Here is a 23,130-nt window from a genome sequence, read left to right as displayed (position 1 = left end):
CGAGCTCATCGCCCTGCCCCCTCTGCCGCGAGCCGCGCCTCATAGTCGTCGCGCACGGGCGAGCGCACCGGCTCGCGCCAGGGCGACATTGCCCCCGCATACACGTCGGGTCCGAGCCGGAAGTGCTGCGCCTGCTCGAATGTCTCGACGAACGGCATGTCCATCGCATAGACATCCGCGCCCGTGGGGCGGGGCCCCGCCGCCGTGACCTTCGACCAGAGCGGATGCCCGACCACTTCCTCAGCGATGACGCCGGCCTCGATCAGCTTGCGCAGGTCGATGCCCGTTGTGATGCCCTCGGATTCGAGCAGGTGCACGAAGTCCTCCGTCGGGATCATGCGGGTCGCGCGCCCATTGCCGCAGTACGGGCATCCACCCATGCCGCCGATCGATGTGTCGACCGTGAGCGTGTGGCGCTCGTCGAGCTGCTGCATGGCCGCATATGCCGAGAGCATCGCCATGCCGCGCGCATCGTGCAGGTGCAGGTGGAACTCCTTGACCTCCGGCCAGGTATCGAGCAGCCGACGGAACATGGAGCTCATCGCCGAGGGCGTGTTCCAGCTCATGGGGTCACCGATGTGGATGCGGGTCACGGGTATGCCGGCCGCCGTCCAGGCATCGTGCTGCAACTGGAGCACGCGCATCCGCTCGTCTTCGCTGATCTCGCCCAGCCAGTTCGAACCCCAGGCGGCGTTGACGCTGATCTCGGCGTGCGTGACGCCCTTGTCCTTCGCCGCCGCGACCATGGCGAGCGTGGCATCGATCTCGTCCTGCTGGCTGCGGTTGGTGTTGCGCCGCACGAAGACGTCGCACAGGTGGATGCGCGACTGGCCCAGCGCCGGGTCGGGCACCGTGAGCTTCTGCGCGTAGGCCTCGCGGCGCTCGGCACCCTTCGCGTTGAGCACGAGCGCCTGGTACTCGACCCCCTCGACGGGAGTGAAGCCGTTGATGACGTCTTCGACGTGTTCCATCTGCGGGGTCCACTTGGGGCTCACGAAAGAGCCCACGATGATGTGCTTGAGCCCCGTCGCAGACAGCGCGTCGAGCAGACGGATCTTGCCATCGACCGGGATGTCGCGACTCTCGATCTGCATGCCCTCTCGCATGCCCTCCTCAACGATGACGATGGTGGGTTTGCCGGTGGTCATAGCGTGCTCCTAGCGTGTGGGTTCTCGTGTGACGTGGAGGTCGGCAGCTTAGAAGGACTTCGGCAGGCCGAGGGTGCCGTGGGCGATGCCCGCGAGCACGATGTTGTTGCTGATCGGAGCCGTGCGGGGCAGACGCGCCTCCCGCCAGTGACGCTCGATGCCGTACTCCTCGGCGGCCGCGTAGCCACCGAAGGTGTCGAAGGCCGCCTCGGCCGCAGCCCACAGCGCCTCGGAGGCGAGCAGCTTGGCGCCGTTGACCTCGAAGCGGGGGTTCTCGCCGGCGGCGTACATTTCGGCGGCACGCCAGCGCATGAGCGAGGCCGCCTGCAGTTGCGCGTAGGCGCGGGCGATCGGGATCTGGATGGCCTGGTTCATGCCGATCTTGCGCCCGAAGACCTCACGCTCGTTGGCGTACTGCACCGCACGGTCGAGCAGGTAGAAGCCCGCGCCGATGTACTCACTCGTGACGATGACCCGCTCAGAGTTCATGCCCGAGAGGATGACCTTGAAGCCCTTGCCCTCCTCGCCGATCCGGTTCGCGACCGGCACCCGCAGGTCACGGATGGCGAGCTCGTTGGTCTCGTGGTTGACCATCGTCTTGATGGGCGTCGCCACGATCTGGCCGTTCTCGATCGCCTCGCGAAGGTCGACGAGGAGGACAGTGAAGCCATCGCTCGGCTTCGTGGCGTCCTCGCGCTTGGTCGTGCGGGTCAGGAGCAGCAGGAGATCCGAGTGCTGCACGCGCGAGATGAAGATCTTGTTGCCGTTCACGACGTACTCGTCGCCATCACGCACCGCGAAGGTTTTGATGCGGGTCGTGTCAGAGCCGGCATCCGGTTCCGTCACGCCGAAGGACTGCAGGCGCAGCTCACCCGAGGCGATCTTCGGCAAGAACTCCGCCTTCTGCTCCTCGGAACCGTGACGCAGGATCGACCCCATCGTGTACATGCCCGCCCGCACCGCGCCGGCGTGGCATCCATTGCGCTCCATCTGCTCGAGCACGACGGCAGCATCGCGGATGTCAGCACCGCCTCCGCCATACTCTTCCGGAACGAGCATGCTCATCCAGCCCGCCTCATAGACGGCGTCGACGAACTCCTCCGGGTACGTGCTCGCCGCGTCATGCCGAGCCCAGTACTCGTTGCCGAACGGCTCACAGAGGTCGTCGATCGCCTCGCGGATCGCGATCTGCTCCTCCGTGAGACTGAACGCGGATGACTCGATACGGTCTGCCATGGGTACTCCTCTATCAATTGGCGCCGGCGAACGCGGTTCGCGGCGAGGGGTGGTGTCGCGACGGGCGGCTGGTCACGGCGGAGTCCCGCCTGGCCGGCTTGCGACGAGAAGCGCATCGACGGCGATGGGCCCCTCCGTGGTGATCAGAATGGGGTTGAGGTCGATCGCATCAACCGAGTCACGATGGGCCAAGAGCATGTCCTGCACGCGATCGACGACATCGATGAACTGCTCCGTGACCCCTGGGTTCTCGCTCTCAAGCCGCCCCAGCATGCGACCGAGGGGCGAGTCGAGCAGCTTGTGCCGGATCCGGTCGCGCGCGACGGGCACCGACCAGAGCACGACCTGCGCGATCGCCTCCGTGTAGACGCCACCGAGTCCCGCCACGAGCACGTGCCCGATGCCTGGCTGCCGGCTGCTGCCAACGAAGGCCTCGAATTCACCGGTCGCCTGGCGTTCGATGATGATGTCGCCGCCACTGGGCGAGAGTTGCGCGATCACCGCCTCAAGCGAGGTGAAGTTCGTGACCACGTCGGATGGGCTCTCGAGGCCGAGCCGCACGAGGCCCGCCTCGGCCTTGTGCGCGACACCGTCGACGAGTCCCTTCATGACGACGGGATAGCCCATGGCATCCGCGACGGCGTGCGCGTCGATCGCGCTGCGCACGAGTCTTGGCACGACCGCGGGGATGCCCCAACGCGCCAGGAGCTCCAGGCTCCTTCGTTCGTCGAGGACCCCTTCGGGCAGGGTCTCCGTCTCGGCTTGCACCGCGCGCTCGGTGGTGACCTCATACGTTGCCACCTGCACGAGCGGCTTGAGCGACGAGAGGCACAGGGCCGTATTGGTGAAGACCTCAATGCCGGCATCGCTCAGGATGTCGTGCTCCTCGCAGCTCACCCCGCCGGGAGCAATCACGACGTGCAGTACGCCCGTGTCTCGCTGGGACTTCGCGATCGCTCGGGCGATCATGAGATTGACGGCCGGCGTCTGCATGCCATGCAGGAAGACCACCATCGCCCCGACGCCAGGGTCATTCGCGACCGCCGACAGCGCCTCGTAGCTTTCGGCGAGTGGGATGCCCGCCCCCATGTCGAGCGGATTCATCAGCGGCGCGGGCCGGGTGAGCCGCGCCGCGAGGGCCGCGAGGGTCTCAGCCCCGAGCTCAGCGACGGGCAGTGACAGCTCACTTGCCCTGTCGACCACGAGTGCGCTGCCGCCGCCGGAATAGGTGACCACACCGAGACCACCGCGCCGGACTGCTGCGGGGCTGTGCTCCGCGATCGAGGCCAGGCCGGCAATGCTCTCGAGACTGTCGAGCAGCGGCACACCGGCGTCCTCGAGCCAGGCCTCATATGCGGCCGACGACCCCGCGAGCCGACTGGAGTGGGCGACCGTCGCCCGCGCCCCGGCAACGGAGCGTCCGAGCTTCAATGCGACCAGGGTCTTGCCGCGGGCGCGGGCATCATCGGCGAGGCCCCGGAGGCGGTGACCGTCCCGCACCGACTCCATGATCATCGCGATGACGGAACTCTCGCCCTGGTGCACGCAGTATTCCACGAGGTCGAGCATCGTGACATCCGCCTCATTGCCCACAGAGACGAAGGTGTCGAGGCCGACCTCGCGCTGCTCAAGCTGGCCAGCGACGGCGCTGAAGAGGGCGCCGCTGTGGGAGATGATCGCCAGCCTGCCTCGCGTGAACGTGCGCTCGTGCGCCGAGTTGTAGCCGAGCGACATCGAGGCGGGCGTGCTGTAGAGCCCGTTGGTGTTGGGGCCGAGGATGCGCATGCCGGAACTCGCCGCAATCTCGGCGATGCGCTGCTGGCGACTGCGGCCATCCGCGCTGTCTGTCTCGGCAAAGCCACTCACGGCAACGACCGCGCACGGGATGCCGGCAGCAGCGCAGCGCTCGAGCTCGTCGAGCACGAACTCGGCCGGGATGACGATGTAGGCAAGGTCGACGGGAGCCGGGACATCCGTGATCGAGGCGTACGCCGGAACCCCAAGCACCGACTCGGCGGAGGGGTTGACGGGGAACACCTCGCCCGCAAAGCCGTTGCGCAGCAGATTGCGCAGCGGCATGTGGCTGGGCTTCTCGGGCGATGCCGACGCACCGATGACCGCCACGCTGCGAGGAGCGAAGAGGGCGTCAAGGCCTGAGGGGCGCGTGGGGGGATTCGTGATGGACATGATCAAGACCCGGTTTCGAGACGAAGTTCGGCGGCGATCTGGATGAGGTCTTGCTCGGGCGAGTACCCGTCGGCCCCCGCGAGCAGCCTCTCGCCACCCGCTACACCCGCGAACTCGAGGCACGAGCGGAGTTTCGCCTGTAACTCGCTGGGCCCCATGGGGTTGCCTCCGGAACCCTTCGTGAGGGTCACCGTGCGGTGGTGCGAGCCACCGTCGGCGGCGAACACCGTGACGTGCGCGAACTCCCCCTCACCGTCGACCTCGCGCAGCGAGATGCGCGAGGCCAGCGCAGCAACCTCGGCACGGTCCGCGGCGAAGTGCGCATCCGCGAAGTCAAGGAGGGCCACGTTCCCCCGCAACCACGCGAGCGCGGTGCAGTATTCGAGGCTGAACTTCGCCTCGGTGCCAGCCTCGGGCGGGCGCGGGGTGAGCGGCGCGCTGCCGCCGCGGTAGATCTCAACCTCGACGCGGGCCACCTGCTCGGCGGGCACGAGCGCGCGCAGTTCGAGCGCCGCGTCAATCGGGCGGTGCGTGCCGTAGCAGGACGGATAGCGCTTGAGCCCCCAGTCGCTCGGCCACTCCTCGACCCAGTGGGTGAAACGCGCCTCGACCGTCTCGGCGAGCCCCGCGGCATCCGCGGTGCCGAAGCGGCTGAAGAACCCGCCCTTCGATTCCAGTTCCGTTGTCGAGGCCGTCACGCCAGCCTCCGACCATTCGACCGCGTGCAGGGCGTCGCGGGCAGCCAGGCCGGCGTGCAGCGGCTTGGTCATGGTGCCGAAGTTCACGCGCGAACCGGACGCCATCGACGAGGCCATGCCGAGCGCATTCGCCGTCACCTCGGCCGACAACCGCCGGTAGCGGGCGATGGCGGCCACCGCCGCCACACGACCGACGGTCGCCGTCGAGTGCCAACCGCGCCCGTAGTGCTCCTCGCTCGGCAGCGCCTCCGCGATGTAGCGGAACATCGCGGACCCAACGTTGAAGGCCTCCGCGAAGCGGTCGAAGCGCAACTCGCCGTGTGACTCGGCCGCCATGAGCGCTGGGACGAGCACCGCGCTGGGGTGCAGCGGCATCGAGGGCGAGACGTCGTCGAAGTCGAGGAAGTGCGCCGCCGTGCCATTCAGGAGGGCGGCGTCGTCGGCCCGCTGCGGCCCGGTCGCCAACCAGAGCGATGACGCATGCTGGCCGAGCACGGCAGAGCGGATGTCGCGGAGCCCCTGCTGCCCGACGGCGGCCGCCGACACGGCAATCGTGTCGGCCCACGCCTGCGCGATCACGTCCGCGTGCAGGCGTTCCCCCACAGGCAGCGCGACAGCGAGCTCCGCGAGGCGTAGGGTCAGGCCCCGTTCGGCCGCGTGATCGGTCATGGTGCTGGTTCCTATCTGGCGATCGTCGTGGGAAGGCGGCGCGGGCGGCGCGATTCGAATTCCCCGATGGCGTCCTCGTGACGGAGGGTGAGTCCGATGTCGTCGAGTCCCTCCAGAAGGCGCCAGCGCGTGTACTCGTCGATCACGAAGGGTGCGCTCACGGAGCCGCAGGTGACGTGTCGCTGCACGAGGTCGACCGTGACGGCCAGCCCCGGCTGCACCTCGAGTTGTTCCCAGATCCGCTCTACCTCGGCCTGTTCGACCTGCGCCGTCACGAGGCCTTGGTTGCCGGCGTTGCCGCGGAAGATGTCGGCGAAGCGTGACGAGACGACGGCGCGGAAGCCGTAATCCTTGAGCGCCCACACTGCGTGTTCCCGGGAGGATCCGGTGCCGAAGTCGACGCCTGCGACCAGCACCGAACCCTGCGAGTACGGGGGCTGGTTCAGGATGAACGATTCGTCCTTGCGCCAGGCGGCGAAGAGCGCGTCATCGAATCCCGTGCGGGTGATCCGCTTGCAGAACTCGCCCGGGATGATCTGGTCGGTGTCGACGTTGCTGCGCCGCAGGGGAACGCCAATGCCCGTGTGGCTCGTGATCTTCTCCATGGTGGATCCTCACTCTCCTGCGCGGGCGCCGACTGGGGCCGGCGCGATGATGTCTGCGGGCGAGCTCAGCGTGCCCCGCACTGCGGTCGCCGCTGCGACGACGGGCGAGACGAGGTGGGTGCGCCCACCCGCTCCCTGCCGACCCTCGAAGTTGCGATTGGACGTGGATGCGCAGCGCTCGCCCGGCGCGAGCTTGTCGGGATTCATGCCGAGGCACATGGAGCAGCCCGAGTAACGCCATTCGGCGCCGAAGTCGAGGAACACCCGGTCGAGTCCCTCTGCCTCGGCCTCCTGACGCACCCGCATCGAGCCCGGGACCACCATCATGCGAACCCCGGGGGCGATCGTGTGCCCCTGCACGACGGCGGCCGCCGCCCGAAGGTCCTCGAGACGCCCGTTCGTGCAGGAGCCGAGGAAGACCGTGTCGATGTCGACTTCCTTGAGCCGAGTGCCCGGCGTGAGGCCCATGTACTCGAGCGACTGGATGCACGCCTGGCGTTCGCTCTCATTGCTGAAGTCCTCGGGCGAGGGCACGGCACCCGAGAGCGGTACGCCCTGTCCAGGGTTGGTCCCCCACGTCACGAAGGGCTCGAGCTCGTTCACGTCGATGTGCACCTCGGCGTCGTACACGGCACCATCGTCGGTGCGCAGCTGCCGCCACTCCGCAACCGCCGCATCCCAATCGGCCCCGCTCGGCGCATTCGGCCGGCCTTTCAGATACTCGAAGGTCGTGTCGTCGGGAGCGATCAGGCCCGCCCGCGCGCCCGCCTCGATCGACATGTTGCAGATCGTCATGCGTGCATCCATCGACAGCGCCTCGATCGCGGAGCCGCGGTACTCGAAGATGTAGCCCTGCCCACCGCCTGTGCCGATCTTCGCGATGATCGCGAGGATGATGTCCTTCGATGAAACTCCGGGCTTCAACTCGCCGTCGACGACGATCGCCATCGTTTTGAAGGGCTTGAGCGGCAACGTCTGTGTCGCGAGCACGTGCTCGACCTCGGAGGACCCAATGCCGAAGGCGAGGGCGCCGAAGGCACCGTGCGTCGCGGTGTGCGAGTCGCCGCAGACGACCGTGAGACCCGGCTGGGTCAGGCCCAGCTGCGGCCCGACCACGTGCACGATGCCCTGGTTCAGCTCACCGAGTGAGTGCAACGGGATGCCGAACTCAGCACAGTTCTTGCGGAGCGCCTCGATCTGCAGGCGGCTCGTGAGGTCTGCGATGGGCTTGTCGATGTCGACCGTCGGGGTGTTGTGGTCTTCCGTGGCGATCGTCAGGTCAGGCCGCCGCACGGTGCGCCCCGCGAGTCGAAGACCGTCGAATGCCTGGGGCGAGGTGACCTCGTGCACGAGGTGCAGGTCGATGTAGATGTGATCTGGCTCGCGGCTCGAGCCCTCGCCCTCTCCCCGCCGCACGAGGCGGGACTCCCAGATCTTCTCGGCGAGAGTCCGAGACTTCTCTTCTGCGCTCATGATGTGCCCTTTCACTCGGTGCCGCGCGGTCGCCGGGGGCCCCTGCGCCCCGCGTCATGCGCGTCAATCAGCTGACGCGCAAGGAACGCCAAGCGCTCGCGCTCGGCCTCGCCCAACACGCCCAACAGCTTCTCTTCCACTTGCTCCACCCCGTGCACGCTCCATCGCGCCGCGATACGCGCGACGGGCGTGAGGTGGATAAGCCGGCGGCGTTTGTCTTGCTCATCGGTCACCTTGACGAGCCATCCGTCCTTCTCCATGCGGGTGATGACGGCGCCCGCGGATGACAGGTCGAGCCCAGCGAGCTCTGCGACCGCGAAGAGATCGGGCACCTCGAGCGCGGAGCACGCCGCGAGCACCGAGTACTGGGCGGTGGTGATCTCGCCCGCGAAGATCTCGTTCCACCGGGCGGCGTGGTTCTGGTGGGCGCGCCGCAGCAGGTGGCCGATCGAGGTCGACATGCTCATGACGGGAAAACCCGGGTCGTCGACGCGCGGCTCCTGCGGAGCGCCGCCCGCATACGCCACCGCGAAGACGAGACCGACGAACTCCGCGCCGCTGCCCTCCGGCAGCAGGTCCAGGAGGGCGTCATGCACGGCGGTCGCACGCTCCGCGAACGCGGCCATCGAGGCGCGACCGTGCTCGTTGAGGTCAAGTCGGTAGCGGCGAAGGTTGCCGGGATCCGGCGTGCGCTCCACCAGTGCCCGCGTCTCGAGCCGCTCGATGATCCCGCCCATCGTGGCCTTATCGTGGCCGGTCAGCTCGCCGAGGGTCTGCTGGTCTGACCCGGGCCAGCGCGCGATCGCGATGAGGGTGGAGTACTGGGGGCCCGTCAGCTCGTTGCCGAACAGGTCGTTCCACAGCGAGGTGTGCACCCGCTGCGCACGGCGCAGCAGGAATCCACCCGACATCCACGCCGTGTCAGCCATGATGCTCCCCCGCCGCACTCATCCTCACTCGGCCGCCCTCGCCCCGCCTGTGACGGCCGAGATCTCGTCGCTCGACATGCCCAGCATGCCGCCGAGGATCTCGTCCGTGTGCTCACCGAGCTCCGGGCCGAGTGTGCGGATCGACGCCGACACGTCACCGAGCACCGGAACGATTCCCGTGAATCCGACGTCGTCGATCACCTCGCTGCCGGTCGACACTGAGAACTTCTGGATCATGTTGCGAGCGCGGTACTGCTCGTCCTTCGTGATGTCGGCGGCCGAGTAGATGGGGCCCGCCGGCACACCCGCCTCGGCGAGCGCCGCAAGCACGTGTTCGGAGCTGTGCGCCGAGGTCCACCCCTCGATCGCGGCATCCAGGTCGTCGCGTCGCTCCCAGCGGCCGGCGTTCTCTGACAGCTGCGGGTCTGCCGCGAGGTCGGGACGCCCGATGACCTCCATCAGGCGGAGGAAGATCGAGTCCCCATTGCCAGCGATGATGACGCTCGAGGAGTCGGCGCAGAGGTACGCGTTGGAGGGGGCGATGCCCTCGACCCGGCCCCCCGTGCGCTGGCGCAGCACGCCGAAGGCCTCGTAGTCGGGCACGAGCGACTCCATCATCGAGAGGATCACCTCGTTGAGCGCCACGTCGATGACCGGGGCAGACGACGACCCCGCCCGCTCGCGGCCCCGCTCGCGGTCGAAGAGCATCATGGCAACACCAAGCGCCGCATAGAGCCCCGCGATGGAGTCGCCGATCGAGACGCCGACGCGGGCTGGCGGCCGGTCGGCCTCACCGATGAGGTTGCGCAGGCCCCCGTAGCCCTCCGCGACCGCCGCGAACCCCGGTCGGGATGAGAGCGGCCCCGTCTGCCCGAAGGCGGAGATGCGGGAGATGATCAGCTCCGGGTTGGCCTCCTTGAGCACCTCGGGCCCGATACTCCACTTCTCGAGCGTGCCCGGCCGGAAGTTCTCGATCAGCACATCGCAGTGCTTGACGAGTTCGACGACGGCCGCCCGCCCCTCGGGCGAGCCCAGGTCCAGCACGAGCGACTTCTTGTTGCGGTTGATTGTGCGGTAAAGCATCGACGTGTCACCCGAGTACAGGCGCCAACGGCGAAGCTCATCCCCCGTGCCGGGACGCTCCACCTTGATGACCTCTGCACCGAAGTCGGCAAGCATCCGGCCGGCCGTGGGGGCAGCGATGTAGTTGCCGAGTTCGAGGACCCGCACCCCGCTGAGGGGTGAAGCAGACGAATGTGACATGGGATGCTCCTGGCTGGTCTGACGGGGACGGTTGTGGTCTGGGCGGTGGAGGCATGGCCCCGACGGGCCTGCTCGACCCGCCGGCTAGGGAAGCAGCGTGTCGAGGTCCGGCTCGGCCTTGAGGATCCCGTACTTGGCGGCCGCCTTGCCGAGGATCTCCATGGCTTCGCGGTTGAAGTCCGGCTTGAACCGCGGCAGCACGATGTCGGCGGCAAGCTCCGGAGTGATCTGCGTGTAGGTCGTGATGATGCGGTGCACCTCGTCAGGGTTCTCCTGCGAGAACTCGAGGGACTTCGCCATCGCGGCCGCGAACTTCTCGACCAGCTCTGGGTTCTCCTTGACGAGCCGTCCGCTCGTCATGTAGCCCGAGACATCCATTTCCGGATGCACCGCGACATAGTTCCAGTCGAGTGCGCGGCCGCCCGTCTGCAGCGCCTGCGTCAGGAAGGGCTCAACGACGAGCGCCGCCTGGATCTGCTTGTTCTCGAGCGCGGCCATCGCCTCCTGCACTGGAACCTCGATGAAGTTGAGTGAAGCCCCGTCGCCACCAGCCGCGTCGACCGCGTGCCGGATGGTGGTGTCGCCGATGTTGGAGAGCAGGTTCGAGGAGACCGTCAGGCCATCGAGGTCCGCCGCGGACTTGTACGGTGCGTCGTCGAGCACGACGATCGCGGCGATGTCGGCGTCGACCTCGCCGGTGCTCGTCGCACCGTTCGTCACGAACTGGAGGTCGAGACCCTGCTCCTGCGCCACGAACATGCTGATGACGTTAGAGAAGGCGAAGTCGAAGTCGCCGCTGACGACGCCTGGCACCGAGATCGCGCCGCCCATGACGCTCTCGACCGTGACATCCAGCCCCTCGTCTTCGAAGAAGCCCTGCTCGACCCCGAGGTGCAGGGCTGCCGTGTCCGCGATAGGGATGGCGGCGACCGAGACGGGGGTGAGCCCGTTGGCGCCCTCGTCGGGTGCCGCGGAACCGCCACATCCCGCGAGGGCGAGTGCTGCAACCGTCGCTACCGATGCGATCTTGAATGCCTTCATGTCGTTCTCCTGATCTCCATTGATCGTTGGCGGCGAAGCGCCGCGGGGTGCTGCTGCAGGGACGGCACGCTAGCTGCGGGCGCGCTCCCGAACCGGTGTGATCGTCTCGGGCGCGTGCGGGCCCGAGTTCGCTCCAAGGGTCGGGCACGGCACGGCGTGCTCGTCGCTGACCGTGACCGCGAGGGTGCCGATGCGGTCGATCGAGACCTCGATGGTGTCGCCGTCGCGGATGACGCCGACGCCCGCGGGCGTGCCCGTCGTGATGATGTCGCCGACCTCGAGCGTCGTCACCGACGAGACGTAGCTGACGAACTGGGGCACTCCCCAGATGAGGTCCTTGATGTCGGTGTCCTGGCGCACCGTGCCGTTGACGGCGCAGGTCATCGTGAGCTGGTCGAGGTCACCGACCTCGTCGGGGGTGACGAGGTGCGGCCCGACCGGGGTGAAGGTGTCGAAGGACTTGCGGGTGGAACGGTCCTCCCCGCCGCGCATCGTCAGGTCGAGAAGGCACGTGTAGCCCGCGATGTGCTCCGCCACGCTCTCCTGCGGGATGTTGCGACCGCGCTTGCCGATGACAAGAGCGAGTTCGCCCTCCTGGTCGAAGCGACGGTCGCTGTAGGGCAGTCGCACCGTGCTTCCGTGCGCCGCCACCGAGGTCGGGGACTTGAGGAAGAAGCCGAGGGCAGACACGTTGCCGAGCTGCTTCATCTCCTCTTGGTGGTCCTCATAGTTCACGGGGGCCGCGACGATCTTGCCGGGGCGGGAGAGCAGCGGGGCGACGGTCACTTCATCGCTCGGGATGAGCGGCTGGGCCTCGATGACCTCCTGCGAGAGCTCCGTCTCAGCGATCACGCGCAGCAGGTCGAGCATGGGGTCGCCGCTCGCCGACGAGTCATGGAGTAGGGCGGACAGGTCACGGTAACCGTGCTCGGTGACCGAGACGGCGGTCAGACGGCCATTGTGGACGACGCTTGCGTAGCGCATGGGCGTTCCTCTCTAGGGGTTCAGAAGCAGGGGGCTCAGGCGCGGGCGGGCGACAGCTCGCCGACGTGGTCGTTGTAGAGCCAGTCGAGTTCCGAGTAGTCGTCGGCGGCGCGCATCTTGAAGTACTTGTTGCGCATGAGCTGCAGGGTCGGGTCCTCCGTGTGCCACAGGTCGCCCCACGGGCGCGAGACCTCCTGGCACCGTGTCCCGCGCGGCACGCGGCGCTCCTCGTACTCGGCGAACGCGGCCGACTGCTCGGGATGCCGGGCGACGGCCTGGGCGAGCACGAGCGCGTCCTCTAGCGCCTGGCAGGCACCCTGGCCCAGGTACTGGCGCATGGCGTGCGCAGCATCGCCGATCAGCACGGTGTGCTCGGTCGACCAGGAGTACATGGGGTCGCGGTCGTAGATGGGCCACTTCTGTTCGCTCGTCAGCATCGCGAGCGATGCCTTGACCTCGTCACAGGCATCCCGCGTCACCTCATCGAGCTCGGCCCGGGTGCCCCAGTCCTCGCGGCCCTGCGCGTGCCACTTGCTCTCAATCACGGCGACCTGGTTGTAGAGTTCACCGGCCCGCACGGGGTACTGGATCATGTGGAAGTTCGGGCCCATCCAGAGGATGACGTCGTCGGAGTCCAGGTCGACAAGCTCTGTCGGCACGGTGCCGCGGTAGGCGGTCTGGCCCGTGAACTTCGGCTCGCTGTCGTCGAACTGCAGCCGGGTACGCGAACGGATGCCGTCGCCACCGATGACCGTCTTGGAGACGTACTGGTCGCCATCGGCAAAGGTCACGGCCGCGGCATCCGCTGATTCGGTGACCTCGACCACGCGACGGTTCGTCTCGAGCGTGATCTCGGGGCGGCGGCGGCAGGCTTCGACGAGGATGCTGTGCAGGTCGGCGCGGTGTGCGACAACGTAGGGGTAGCCGTAGTGCTCGATGAAGGCTGGGCCCAGGTCGAGCCGGGTGAGTTCTTCGCCCGTCATCGCGTCCATGATGATGCCGGCGCTGGGGAACACCGCGGTCTTCTTGACCTCGTCCCACACGCCGAGCCGGTCGAGACTGCGGATCGCGTTGGGGCCGAGCTGCAGGCCCGCGCCGATCTCCCCGAACTCCGCTGCTTGCTCAACGAGGTGCACCGTGCGGCCGACATCGGCCAGCGCGATCGCGGTTGCGAGGCCGCCAATGCCCCCTCCGAGCACCAGGACGTCGTGGGTGGGTTGCGTGGAGTTCATTGTGCTGTGCCGCCGTTTCGCATCGTTGGGAAACAAATTCTCACGCCTACTTACGGTTTGGCCGTGTCTGGCTTCCGCGAGATTCTGCGTGTACGTATCGAAACCCTAGGAGAGCACTCAGGGGCCGTCAAGCATTGATTTCCCCGGAACCGCGGGCAACATGAGTGGATGGCCCGCACATAGCGCCGAACACGAGGGCGGAGGCCTATTGCAATAGTTTTGCTAAATCATCGGGTACACAAACTAAAGGGTGGACGGCAGACGAAGCCCCGACCGCGAAGCGGGGTCCGTCGCGGTGGGCTAAGACTCGTCGCGGATGCGCTCGTGGTGGTGAATGACCTCGGCGACGATGAAGTTGAGGAACTTCTCCGCGAACTCCGGGTCGAGGTTCGAGTCAGCAGCGAGCGCCCTCAGCCGCTCGATCTGCACGCGCTCGCGCTCCGGGTCGGAGGGCGGCAGGCCGTGCCTGGCCTTCAGCCGACCGACCTGCTGCGTGAACTTGAAGCGCTCCGCCAGCATGTGAATGAGGGCCGCATCGACATTGTCGATGCTCTGGCGCAGGGAGAGCAGCTCGTCCATGGTGTCACTCACGTGAATACTCTATTCGCTGCCGGGAATGCCAACGCGCCAGCGCTCGAGCAGCTCGACATGACCGCCGCCGCGCACGAGTTCGAGGTGCAGCTCGGTCTGCCTGAGGGCCGCGATCAGGTAGTGGCGGGTCATGTTCTCCCAACCGCGCGACCACGTGAGCCGCGAGGCCGTCTCCCAGGTCGAGCCCGGGTCGCCGTGCCCGACGAGCTGCGCGACCTCGGCCGTGCGCTTGAGGTGGTGCCGGGCGATCTCTGCGGCCCGGGCCGTGACCCCGCGGAACCGGTATCCGTGACCGGGCAGCGCCTCGCATCCGTCGTACCTGGCGATGTCGGCCATGCCGTGCAGGTACCGCTCGAGCGGGTTGTAGTCGACGGGCCCGCCGAGCCCGATGCCGGGCACGACCTTCGGCAGCACGTGGTCACCCGTGAAGAGCAGCCCGTCGCCTTCATCGAACAGGCACATGTGCCCGGGCGTGTGCCCCGGCGTGTGCAGGGCCCGGATGCGTCGCCCCGGCACGTCGAGCACCTGCCCGTCTTGCACGAGGATGTCGCCCTCGACGACGACCCGCGCGCCCTTGGTGGCGTAGCCGCGCACCTCGTCGAAACGCTCGGCGGGCACGCCCCAGCGGGTGAGCTCGTCGCGCACATGGTGCGGCCGGGCCTCGAGCGCGGCCACCCGCTGCTGCGCCTCGTGCTCGAGCCGGTGCAGCACGACAGGCAGGCCGTGCAGCGTGCGCACGCGACCCGCGAGGCCGATGTGGTCGGGGTGCAGATGGGTGACGATGACGGAAGCGACATCCGCCCAGTCACGGCCGATGCGCCCGAGCGCGAGGCGGAGTGCGTCAAGGTTCTCGTCGAGATCCCAACCGGGGTCGACGAGGTGCACGCCGCCGCGCGCATCCTCGACAAGGTAGGAGAGCGTGTAGGGCATGTGCCCGGGCGGGATCGCGAGAGGGACCGTCCAGACGCCCTCGACGACGCGTTCCATCGCGGGCAGGCGACCCGCCCGATGCGCGTCGAGCTCGGCCGCGCTCACGGGCGCCGTCATCGCGGCATCACCCGCTCAGCGGCAGGAGCCGTGTGCCGAGAGGGTCTCGCTCGCGGTGGCCGCAGCATCCGTGAGGGCATCGATCCAGGCGCTGATCTGGGCCGGAGTGGCCTGCGTCGGCAGCTGGCGGAGGCGCAGCACGAAACGGATGAGGCCGTCGCACATGACGGGCGCGACGATCGACGTGACGTCATAGCGCTCCCCCTCCACCAGGTCACGGTGCTCGTAGTACTTGTTCGCCGAGCGGATAACCTCGCGGATCTCGGCCAGGCGCACGGGTGTCAGATCGCCGCCGGAATAGTCGCGGAGGGCGTCGAACAGTGCCACATCAGGGTACTCGCCCGCGAACGACATCGACCACCCACGCTCGCGCGCAAGCTCGAGCCGCTCGCGGTAGCGGTCCATGACATCCTCGTCTTCAAGGGATGCCGCGCGACCGAGCCAGCGCAGGGCGGACTCGTCGGCGTCGAGGGCAGCGTAGAGCTCCCCGAGCGGCGGCATGTACGGGATGCGACTGCCCAGGCTGCCGTGCGGCGCCAGTCCGCCGGCCGCGGCGGTGGCAACCACCGTGAGATCTGAACCAATCACCGTGAGCGCGCTGCACTCGGCGCCCACCGCATCCGCGACATCCTGCATGGTGCCGCGGAAGGTCTCCACGAGCCGCACGCTCTCAATCATCTCGCTCGGCGAACGGTCCTCGACCGCGAGCAGCGAGAACTTGCCGTAGCCGCCCTGGAAGAACAGCAGCGGCGAAACGGGCCGGTGCACCTCAAGCGCCTGCACGGCGCCCAGTACGATGTAGTGGTCACCCGCCTCTACGATCGAGTCGAAGGTGCAGTGGATGGATGCGACAGTGCCGTCGAGCACGGGCGCGCCGCTCTCGGCGACCGACCAGAGAACATCCTCGAATCGATCGGGGCCCGAACGGGCGAAGCGCCTCGCGAGGGCCTCCTGGTCGGCCGCGAGAACGTTGACGCAGAAGCAGTCGGCCTCACGCAGCGCCTGGAAGCTCTTCGATGCGGTCGTGGGCATGAAGCTCACGAGCATGGGGTCAAGCGACACCGAGCTGAAGGAGCCGACCGTCATGCCGAGCGGCTGCCCATCGGGACGGATCGCCGTGATGACGACCACGCCCGTCGGATAGTGGCCGAGCACCTGGCGAAAGCGGGCCGGGTCGATCGACTGCACTGCCGTCGCATCCTGCGTCATGGTGGTTCCTTTCAGTCGGACACCACGGGGAGGGGGTCCCGCCGTGGTGAGACTCCCGCGTCGCGCGCGGTCGCCCGTGTGACACGGCCCGTCGAGAAGAACTCGGCGAACACCTGCCCGAAGAGCTCGGGGCGATCGGTCTGCCCCTGGTGGCCGCAGTTCTCCGGATAGAAGAACTGCACGCCCGGCATCGCATCCTCCTGCAGGTAGGCGTTCTCGACGGGGCCGAGCACGTCATCCTGGCCGTACAGGTAGATCGCGGGGATTGTCAGCTTCTCGATCCTGCCGACGAGCATCAGCTTCTCGCGGTGCTCCGGCACGGTGAACGACTCGCGGTTGAACTTCGATGCGGCCGCCCAGGCGTCCTTCTGCTGGGCCGCCGCCTCGGCGCGCATCTGCACGACCTCGTCAGTGACACCCTCCGGCTTGTGGGCGATCGTCTTGAGGATCTCGCGCATCCCGTCGACCGTGCCGTCCCAGCGCGGGAAGGGCACGCCCTCCTTGAGGAGTGCGCGGTCGATGCCAAGGGCGGCGTTGAAACCAGCGGATGCGATGAGCGCCAGGTGCGTGACCCGCTCCGGCATCTCGAGGGCGATATAGGCGGCGAGCTGGGCGCCCTGCGAGTTGCCGCCGATGCCGAAACGGTCGAGCCCGATCGTGTCGACGAAGTCGCGGACGAAACGGATCCAGCTGAGGTGCCCCTCGACCGGCCAGAACTCCTCACGGGTGTCGGCCTTGCCGAAGCCGGGCCGGTCGGGCGCGACCACATAGAGGCCCTCGGCAACGAGACGCGGGATGATCTTGACCCAGCCCGCGTAGCCAGAGGCACCGTGCAGTCCCCCGTGGAGGAGGACCACGGCCGGATTCGCCGGGTCCCCCGCCTCGGAGTAATGGGCGATCGAACCGTTGGGCAGCGTGACCTGCCGTGAACGGATGTCAGCATCCATGGTCGTCTCCGCCATGATCAGGCCCGCGCTCCCGGGGGAAGCTCGTGGCCGAACTCGAGCATGGCCGCGTGCTGGTAGACCGGCTCCGCGACGTTCGACGCGTGGTTCATCGCGGCGTGGAGGTCACGCCAGCGCTGCTGCAGCGGCTGGTCGAGGTGCAGGGCAGCCCCACCGCCGTGCATGAACAGGCGGTCGGCCGCATCCACGGCACGACGAGCAGCACGCACCTGGTTGCGACGAACCTCGAAGCGCGTCTCGAGCGAGACGACCTTGCCGGCGCTCACGATGTCGTAGAGCCGGTCGATGTCGCTCAGCACGTGCGTCACGCTCGCCTGGATGTCGGCCATCGCCTCACCCAGGGTCGCGAGCTTGAACGGGTCGAGCGACGCCTTGCCGCGACGGTTCTCTCGTCCGCGCGTCCACTTGACGTACTCCGCGACGACGCTCTGGGCGATCGCGAGGGTGCCCGCCGTGATCGCGCCCGAGAAGACGCTCGCACGGGGCAATGAGTAGAGCGGGTTGTCGAGGCCCAGCGCCTTGCCGGCGGTGCCCGCCTGGATCTCGTCTTGGGCGATCACGCGGTAGTCGGGCACGAACACGTCCTTGACCACGAGGTCCTTGCTGCCCGTGCCGCGCAGGCCCATGACCTGCCAGGAGTCCTGGAGGATCTCGTAGTCCTTGCGCGGGAGCACGAAGTGACGCACGTCGCTGTGGATGGGGCTGCCGTCAGGGTTGCCGACGAAGCCGCCGATCATGACCCACTGGCAGTGGTCGGTGCCGGAGGAGAACTTCCAGTGCCCCGTGAAGCGGAACCCACCCTCGACGGGGACGCCGACGCCCATGGGCGCGTAGGGGGAGGCGACCCAGATGTCGGGGTTCTGCGCCCACAGCTCCTCCTGCAGTCGCGGGTCGGCGAGACCCAGCTCGTGCGGGTGGACTCCGACGACACCGGCGACCCAGCCGACCGACGGGGCCTGCGTGCCGATGTGGAGCACGGCGCGCATGAAGTCGTTGAGATGCGTCTCGTAGCCGCCGTACTGCGCGGGCTGGAGCATCCGCACGAGGCCCGACTCCTTGATGGCGTCCGCCGCGGACTGGGTCACGCGGCCAAGCTCATTGGACTCCGGCTCCTGCGAGGCCCAGAACTCGGTAAGTTCCTCGACCCGGTCACGAACCTTGCGGCCCGCGTTCGGGTCGCCGATGAGCGACTCCGCGAAGGTGGGGGTGGTGGTTGCACTGGTCATTGTTGCGTGTTCCTAGCCGTGGTCTGCTGCGTCGGTGGGGTCGATCGGCCTGACGCGCTGGTGACCCCAGTAGTGGGCATCCGGGTAGCGGGTGGGCACCCAGTCGTCCGTGATCTCGATGCCGCCGGTGCCGTACTCAATGCCGAAACCGGATGGGCTGCGCACGTAGAAGGACACCATCTTGTCGTTGGTGTGCTTGCCGAGGCGCGAGAGGATCGGGGCGGCGCCGTGCTCGTCGACCTGGTCCCAGGCGAGACCGACCGTGTCCATGCTGTCGACCTCGAACATGAGGTGACCGACGCGGAGCTGCGACGTCGCGATGTGCGCGAAGGCCATCGAGTGGTGGCGGCGGTTGCAGTGGAAGAAGTTGAGGTCGACCTTGAAGTCGGGGCCGGCCTCGATGTTGTCGCTCAGGTTGAAGCCGAGGATGTCGACGTAGAGGCGCCAGTACTTCTCGACGTCGCTGACCGTCTGGAAGGCATGGCCGAAGCCGAGGCCCTTCGTGACGAACTTCGCGCCCGTCGGGGAGACGAAGGGCGCGAGGGTCTCGCGCAGGCCGTAGTAGAGCTCGATGCGCACGGTGCCGTCGGGGTCGTCGAAGCTCACGAACTTCGAGACGCGACGCTCGCGCGCCTCCTCGCGGCTGTGGCGGGTGACAACGTAGCCCTCCGCCTCGACCTTGGCCGTGAGCTCTTCGAGCTCGACGGGGCCGGAGGTCTCCCAGCCGAGGATCGCGACGCCCTCGCGCTCGGTGTTGCGGCGCACGGCGAGGCGGTATTCCTTCTCGTCGACACGGAATTCGATGAGGTCATCCGACTTATTGGCTACCTGGAGGCCCAGGAGGTCAGACGCGAACCGCTCCCAGCCGTCGAGGTCGGCGGAGTCGACAATCGCGTATCCCAAGGCGCGTACCTGAGGCTTTGCCATGGTGTTCCTTTCGTGTGTGTTGATCGTTTCGGAGGTGGCGGGGAGCCGTTGCAGCTCCCCGCCACCGAAGGTCACTCGCCGCTGCGAACCCAGACGAGGCGGAAGTCGGGGTCGGGGGTGCCGACGATGTTCCCGGGGTATCCACCCACGCGGTCGCTCACGAAGATGCCGTTCTTCTGCAACACGAGCGGCACCTGGGGCATCCACTCGGTCAGGGCGTGCTGGAGGTCGGCGTAGAGGCCGTCCATCTCCGACTCGGATGCCACGAGCATGTCGTCGAGGATCTTGTCGACCGTCGGGTCTCCCGCGAGTCCGTTGTTGCCGCCAGACGTGCTGTAGAAGGCCGTGCGGGCGTTCTGGTCGTCGTTGATCTCGAGGTAGCGGTGCTGCGCCTGGAAGTTGCCGGCGCGGGCCTCGGAGACCATGGTGGGCTGGTCGCTCACGTTGATTGACATGTCGATGCCGGCGTCGGCGAGCATCTGCTGGAGCACGGCCGCCTGCTGCTGGAACTCGGGCGGGCTCGTCGTGGTCAGGCTGAAGGCAGCGGGGTTGCCGGTGTCTGCCGTGTAGTCCTCAGCGAGTTCCTTCGCCTTGTCGGGGTCGAAGCTCGGCCACTCGGTCTCCTCGAAGAAGGGACTCGTGCTGGGCATGAAGCCGACCATGGGGTCGTGCTTGCCCTCGAAGACGGCCGCGTTGAGGCCCTGCAGGTCGATCGCGTGGGCGAGGGCCTGGCGCATCCGGACATCATCGAAGGGCGCCTGCGTGAGGTTCAGCAGCAGGTTGTAGTACGCCGAGTCCGGCTGGTCGAGCGTGGTCAGGCCACCGTCGGCCGCGGCCTGGAGGTCGACCGCCGACTGCGTGCGGGCGATGTCGATGTCGCCCGCGAGGCCGGCCGAGACGCGCGACTGGGTGTCGGTTGCCGTGACGAACTTGATCTCGTCGAGGTAGGCCTCCTCGCCCGCATAGTCGGTGTTCTTCACGAGCACGACGTCGCCGCCGGGCTGGAACGACTTGAGCATGAAGGGGCCCGCACCCACGGGGTTGGTCGCGAGCGCCTCGCCGTGCTGCTCGACTGCGGCAGGCGATGGAACCATCGCGGGACCGCCGGGGAAGGCGCCGACGAGGGTGTTGGGGAAGCCCGTCCACGGCTGCTTGAGCGTGATCTCGAGGGTCGTGGCATCCGTCGCCGTCATGGACGCGATCTGCCGCATGTCGCCGGCCGAACGCGAACGCGAGCCCTCTGCCGCCGTGCGCTCAAAGTGTGCCTTGACCGCCTCGGCGTCGTAAGGGTTGCCGTCGGTGAAGGTGAAGCCGGGCTTGAGCTTGAGGGTCCAGTTGAGGCCGTTGTCGTCGGACTCGATCGACTCGGCCATGTCGGGAACGATGTTGCGCTCGCCGTCGTAGGAGAACAGCACACCGTAAATGGAACGCATGATCAGGTTTCCGCTGACGGCAGCGCCGGCGGGGTCGAGCGACTCAACCACGGCCTGCAGGCCGTAGGTGATGCTGCCACCCATTTCAGGTTCGCCGCGTTCCAGGACCTGGGCACCCCACGCCGTCGTGGTGATGTCGCTGTCCTGGCCACCGCCTCCAGTGGGGCCACCGCTGGTGCAACCGGTGAGCACCAACAGTGCTCCGGCCGCGACCGCGATAGCGGGACGGAAGATCTTCATATTCACTCCTTTTGTGCCGTGTAGGCAGGGGACATGCTCGACTCAGCTCTGAGTCGAGGGTGCAGATCGGGCGCTGGCCGGGGCCTGCGCCGTGGTCGCAATCATGCGGGGCGCTACAGGTGCGAACAATCTGGGTGTCTCATTTTGCGGAACGCCTCTTCTGCAGCCAAGAATCGATTTCTGCTGGACGCTTGCCTTCGTCACAAAGTAACCACTACAGTCTCCAGAGCACGCACTACAGAACTCGCGTGCATGGCAATGACGCCAAGGAGGCACGAATGACGACCACCCTCGCCCCGGCACCCGCCCTCCCCCAGGAGCAGGCGCTCGCAAACATCACCCTCGGGATCGACTCAGCACAGAACCCCGGCACCTCCGTGCGCAAGGCACTCCAGCTGCTCGAAGCGTTCACGGGTCTCAAGCGTCCCGTCGGAGTCAGCGAGCTCGCCCGCCGGGCCCTCCTCCCCAAGTCGACCGCCTACCGCCTCCTCAGCGCCCTCGAGACGGGCAACTTCGTCGAGCGCGTCGGCTGCAACTACCAGCTCAGCCTTCGCACCTTCGAACTCGGATGCAGCGTGCGCGAGGTGCGCAACCGCAGCGTCATCGGGGCCGCCTTCCCCTACCTCTGCGAACTCTTCGCGCAGACCCGCCAGGTCGTGCAGCTCGGAATGCTCGACGGAAGCGACGTCGTGCTGCTCGAGCAGTTGCATCCGGTCGGCGGCGCCAGGGTGCCCGACTCGGTCGGCGACCGCCTGCCCGCCAACTGCACGGCACTCGGCAAGGTCATGCTCGCCTTCAGCAGCCGCGCCGAGATCGCCGAATACCTCGGCACCCCGCTCGAGGCGCGCACACAGCGCTCCGTGACCGACTCCCGCAGCTTCGTCGAGCACCTCGCCATCTCTCGCCGCTCGGGTGTCGCCGTCGAGATCTCAGAATGCCACTCGGGCCTCTCGAGCGTCGCCGCCCCCGTGCTCTCGGGCGGCCGCGCGATCGGCGCCGTCTCGATCACGACGGCATCCACCGCCTTCAACGAGCGCGCCCTCGCAGCAACCGTGCGCGCCGTTAGCACCCAGATCACTGCGGCACTCGCCGCCGCCTGACCTCTCCACCACGACGAAAGGGACCACCCACACAATGGCAGCTCTCCCGGCGGGCGTCACCGCCCACGACATCGAGACCCCCAGCGGCAAGATCCACTACATTGAGGCCGGCGAAGGCCACCCCGTGCTCCTCCTGCACGGCTCGGGCCCCGGCGCCACCGGCTGGAGCAACTACGCGCCCAACATCGAGTACCTCGCCAAGCACTTCCGCGTCATCGCGCCCGACATGCCCGGCTGGGGCGAGTCAGACACCGTCACCGTTGACAAGCGCAACCACGTGCAGACGGCCCTCGAGATCCTCGACGCGCTCGGCATCGAGAAGGCCGCCTTCGTCGGCAACTCCATGGGTGGCATGACCTCCACCCGCTTCGCCACGACCCACCCCGACCGCATCTCGCACCTCATCACGATGGGCCCCGGCAGCGGCACCCCCGGCATGTTCGGCCCCGCGGGCCTCACGGAGGGATTGCGCATCCTGCAGGCGACCTACCGCGACCCGTCAATCGAGGGCATGCGCAAGCTCGTCGACATCATGACCTTCGACCCCGCCTTCGCGACCGAGGAGCTCATCACACAGCGTTCCGAGATCGCGAGTTCGCGCCCCGACCACCTCAAGAACTTCGTCGACGGCCTCGGCAACGACCGTGCACGGCACACCCTTGAGCCCGGCAAGATCGCGGGGATCAAGGCTCCTGCGCTGCTCATCCACGGGCGCGACGACCGCGTCGTGCACTTCGAGCACTCGCTGCGCCTGCACAGCCTCATCCCCAACTCACGCCTGCTGCTCATCAACCGCTGCGGCCACTGGGCCCAGCTTGAGCACGCCGCCGAGTTCAACCGCGTTGTCGCAGGGTTTATCGCGGAGCACTGAGCTCACTTTCCCAATCCAGGACCGTCCAACTCCTGAATTGTGAACGTCGCGGAAAC

20 protein-coding genes are annotated in these 23,130 nt (G+C 67.7%); 2 read left to right on the top strand and 18 right to left on the bottom strand.

The window, feature by feature from the left end; translation table 11 throughout:
- Window positions 1–5 precede the first annotated feature (5 nt).
- From FVA74_RS01735 to FVA74_RS01650, 18 genes are all read right to left on the bottom strand, one after another.
- A complete protein-coding gene (locus tag FVA74_RS01735) occupies window positions 6–1,148 on the bottom strand; it encodes a citramalate synthase (RefSeq protein WP_147720079.1) in 1,143 nt (380 codons plus the stop codon).
- Between the two features lie 48 nt (window positions 1,149–1,196).
- A complete protein-coding gene (locus FVA74_RS01730) occupies window positions 1,197–2,384 on the bottom strand; it encodes an acyl-CoA dehydrogenase family protein (protein WP_147720078.1) in 1,188 nt (395 codons plus the stop codon).
- A gap of 72 nt (window positions 2,385–2,456) precedes the next feature.
- A complete protein-coding gene (locus FVA74_RS01725) occupies window positions 2,457–4,571 on the bottom strand; it encodes an acetate--CoA ligase family protein (RefSeq protein ID WP_147720077.1) in 2,115 nt (704 codons plus the stop codon).
- Window positions 4,572–4,573: 2 nt separating this feature from the next.
- On the bottom strand, window positions 4,574–5,938 hold the full coding sequence (locus tag FVA74_RS01720; protein ID WP_147720076.1) for an MmgE/PrpD family protein: 1,365 nt from the start codon (window positions 5,936–5,938) through the stop codon (window positions 4,574–4,576).
- A gap of 11 nt (window positions 5,939–5,949) precedes the next feature.
- Window positions 5,950–6,543 (bottom strand): 3-isopropylmalate dehydratase small subunit, encoded by a 594-nt coding sequence (gene leuD / locus FVA74_RS01715; protein ID WP_147720075.1) that lies wholly within the window; start codon window positions 6,541–6,543, stop codon window positions 5,950–5,952.
- A gap of 9 nt (window positions 6,544–6,552) precedes the next feature.
- Window positions 6,553–8,016, bottom strand: coding sequence for a 3-isopropylmalate dehydratase large subunit (gene leuC / locus FVA74_RS01710; RefSeq protein WP_147720074.1), 1,464 nt, complete (start codon window positions 8,014–8,016; stop codon window positions 6,553–6,555).
- Between the two features lie 11 nt (window positions 8,017–8,027).
- Window positions 8,028–8,945, bottom strand: coding sequence for a MarR family winged helix-turn-helix transcriptional regulator (locus tag FVA74_RS01705; RefSeq protein WP_147720073.1), 918 nt, complete (start codon window positions 8,943–8,945; stop codon window positions 8,028–8,030).
- Window positions 8,946–8,969: 24 nt separating this feature from the next.
- A complete protein-coding gene (locus tag FVA74_RS01700) occupies window positions 8,970–10,208 on the bottom strand; it encodes a CaiB/BaiF CoA-transferase family protein (protein ID WP_147720072.1) in 1,239 nt (412 codons plus the stop codon).
- 84 nt (window positions 10,209–10,292) lie between these two features.
- On the bottom strand, window positions 10,293–11,249 hold the full coding sequence (locus FVA74_RS01695) for an ABC transporter substrate-binding protein (protein WP_147720071.1): 957 nt from the start codon (window positions 11,247–11,249) through the stop codon (window positions 10,293–10,295).
- Window positions 11,250–11,318: 69 nt separating this feature from the next.
- Window positions 11,319–12,233, bottom strand: coding sequence for a fumarylacetoacetate hydrolase family protein (locus FVA74_RS01690; protein WP_147720070.1), 915 nt, complete (start codon window positions 12,231–12,233; stop codon window positions 11,319–11,321).
- 35 nt (window positions 12,234–12,268) lie between these two features.
- Window positions 12,269–13,465 carry an FAD-dependent monooxygenase gene (locus FVA74_RS01685; RefSeq protein WP_147720069.1) on the bottom strand — a complete coding sequence of 399 codons (1,197 nt, stop codon included), beginning with the start codon at window positions 13,463–13,465 and terminating at the stop codon, window positions 12,269–12,271.
- 300 nt (window positions 13,466–13,765) lie between these two features.
- Window positions 13,766–14,044, bottom strand: a complete 279-nt coding sequence (locus tag FVA74_RS01680) for a chorismate mutase (protein WP_147723010.1) — start codon at window positions 14,042–14,044, stop codon at window positions 13,766–13,768.
- Window positions 14,045–14,065: 21 nt separating this feature from the next.
- Window positions 14,066–15,103 carry an MBL fold metallo-hydrolase gene (locus tag FVA74_RS01675; RefSeq protein WP_147720068.1) on the bottom strand — a complete coding sequence of 346 codons (1,038 nt, stop codon included), beginning with the start codon at window positions 15,101–15,103 and terminating at the stop codon, window positions 14,066–14,068.
- Between the two features lie 15 nt (window positions 15,104–15,118).
- Window positions 15,119–16,312 carry a flavin reductase family protein gene (locus FVA74_RS01670; RefSeq protein WP_147720067.1) on the bottom strand — a complete coding sequence of 398 codons (1,194 nt, stop codon included), beginning with the start codon at window positions 16,310–16,312 and terminating at the stop codon, window positions 15,119–15,121.
- An 11-nt stretch (window positions 16,313–16,323) separates the two neighbouring features.
- The gene (locus FVA74_RS01665) at window positions 16,324–17,274 is read right to left on the bottom strand and encodes an alpha/beta fold hydrolase (RefSeq protein WP_147720066.1); all 951 of its coding nucleotides are present in this window, start codon (window positions 17,272–17,274) and stop codon (window positions 16,324–16,326) included.
- Window positions 17,275–17,276: 2 nt separating this feature from the next.
- Complete coding sequence (locus FVA74_RS01660; RefSeq protein WP_147720065.1) at window positions 17,277–18,503, bottom strand: hydroxylase; 1,227 nt, start codon at window positions 18,501–18,503, stop codon at window positions 17,277–17,279.
- Between the two features lie 12 nt (window positions 18,504–18,515).
- The gene (locus FVA74_RS01655) at window positions 18,516–19,430 is read right to left on the bottom strand and encodes a VOC family protein (RefSeq protein ID WP_147720064.1); all 915 of its coding nucleotides are present in this window, start codon (window positions 19,428–19,430) and stop codon (window positions 18,516–18,518) included.
- Window positions 19,431–19,501: 71 nt separating this feature from the next.
- On the bottom strand, window positions 19,502–21,103 hold the full coding sequence (locus FVA74_RS01650; protein ID WP_147720063.1) for an ABC transporter substrate-binding protein: 1,602 nt from the start codon (window positions 21,101–21,103) through the stop codon (window positions 19,502–19,504).
- A gap of 278 nt (window positions 21,104–21,381) precedes the next feature.
- Between FVA74_RS01650 and FVA74_RS01645 the strand changes: the two genes are divergently transcribed.
- Window positions 21,382–22,203, top strand: coding sequence for an IclR family transcriptional regulator (locus tag FVA74_RS01645; protein WP_147720062.1), 822 nt, complete (start codon window positions 21,382–21,384; stop codon window positions 22,201–22,203).
- 34 nt (window positions 22,204–22,237) lie between these two features.
- Window positions 22,238–23,074 carry an alpha/beta fold hydrolase gene (locus tag FVA74_RS01640; protein ID WP_147720061.1) on the top strand — a complete coding sequence of 279 codons (837 nt, stop codon included), beginning with the start codon at window positions 22,238–22,240 and terminating at the stop codon, window positions 23,072–23,074.
- Window positions 23,075–23,130 lie beyond the last annotated feature (56 nt).

It is taken from the genome of Salinibacterium sp. dk2585 (assembly GCF_008001035.1).
Classification (GTDB): Bacteria; Actinomycetota; Actinomycetes; order Actinomycetales; family Microbacteriaceae; genus Homoserinimonas.
The sequence above is the reverse complement of the archived record's forward strand: the minus strand, read 5'-3'. Positions and strand labels throughout refer to the sequence as shown.

Excerpts from the sequence above, each read along its gene's own strand:
- FVA74_RS01735 (WP_147720079.1), bottom strand. The coding sequence starts at position 1,148 with ATGACCACCGGCAAACCCACCATCGTCATCGTTGAGGAGGGCATGCGA.
- FVA74_RS01730 (WP_147720078.1), bottom strand. The coding sequence starts at position 2,384 with ATGGCAGACCGTATCGAGTCATCCGCGTTCAGTCTCACGGAGGAGCAG.
- FVA74_RS01725 (WP_147720077.1), bottom strand. The coding sequence starts at position 4,571 with ATGTCCATCACGAATCCCCCCACGCGCCCCTCAGGCCTTGACGCCCTC.
- FVA74_RS01720 (WP_147720076.1), bottom strand. The coding sequence starts at position 5,938 with ATGACCGATCACGCGGCCGAACGGGGCCTGACCCTACGCCTCGCGGAG.
- leuD (WP_147720075.1), bottom strand. The coding sequence starts at position 6,543 with ATGGAGAAGATCACGAGCCACACGGGCATTGGCGTTCCCCTGCGGCGC.
- leuC (WP_147720074.1), bottom strand. The coding sequence starts at position 8,016 with ATGAGCGCAGAAGAGAAGTCTCGGACTCTCGCCGAGAAGATCTGGGAG.
- FVA74_RS01705 (WP_147720073.1), bottom strand. The coding sequence starts at position 8,945 with ATGGCTGACACGGCGTGGATGTCGGGTGGATTCCTGCTGCGCCGTGCG.
- FVA74_RS01700 (WP_147720072.1), bottom strand. The coding sequence starts at position 10,208 with ATGTCACATTCGTCTGCTTCACCCCTCAGCGGGGTGCGGGTCCTCGAA.
- FVA74_RS01695 (WP_147720071.1), bottom strand. The coding sequence starts at position 11,249 with ATGAAGGCATTCAAGATCGCATCGGTAGCGACGGTTGCAGCACTCGCC.
- FVA74_RS01690 (WP_147720070.1), bottom strand. The coding sequence starts at position 12,233 with ATGCGCTACGCAAGCGTCGTCCACAATGGCCGTCTGACCGCCGTCTCG.
- FVA74_RS01685 (WP_147720069.1), bottom strand. The coding sequence starts at position 13,465 with ATGAACTCCACGCAACCCACCCACGACGTCCTGGTGCTCGGAGGGGGC.
- FVA74_RS01680 (WP_147723010.1), bottom strand. The coding sequence starts at position 14,044 with ATGGACGAGCTGCTCTCCCTGCGCCAGAGCATCGACAATGTCGATGCG.
- FVA74_RS01675 (WP_147720068.1), bottom strand. The coding sequence starts at position 15,103 with ATGACGGCGCCCGTGAGCGCGGCCGAGCTCGACGCGCATCGGGCGGGT.
- FVA74_RS01670 (WP_147720067.1), bottom strand. The coding sequence starts at position 16,312 with ATGACGCAGGATGCGACGGCAGTGCAGTCGATCGACCCGGCCCGCTTT.
- FVA74_RS01665 (WP_147720066.1), bottom strand. The coding sequence starts at position 17,274 with ATGGCGGAGACGACCATGGATGCTGACATCCGTTCACGGCAGGTCACG.
- FVA74_RS01660 (WP_147720065.1), bottom strand. The coding sequence starts at position 18,503 with ATGACCAGTGCAACCACCACCCCCACCTTCGCGGAGTCGCTCATCGGC.
- FVA74_RS01655 (WP_147720064.1), bottom strand. The coding sequence starts at position 19,430 with ATGGCAAAGCCTCAGGTACGCGCCTTGGGATACGCGATTGTCGACTCC.
- FVA74_RS01650 (WP_147720063.1), bottom strand. The coding sequence starts at position 21,103 with ATGAAGATCTTCCGTCCCGCTATCGCGGTCGCGGCCGGAGCACTGTTG.
- FVA74_RS01645 (WP_147720062.1), top strand. The coding sequence starts at position 21,382 with ATGACGACCACCCTCGCCCCGGCACCCGCCCTCCCCCAGGAGCAGGCG.
- FVA74_RS01640 (WP_147720061.1), top strand. The coding sequence starts at position 22,238 with ATGGCAGCTCTCCCGGCGGGCGTCACCGCCCACGACATCGAGACCCCC.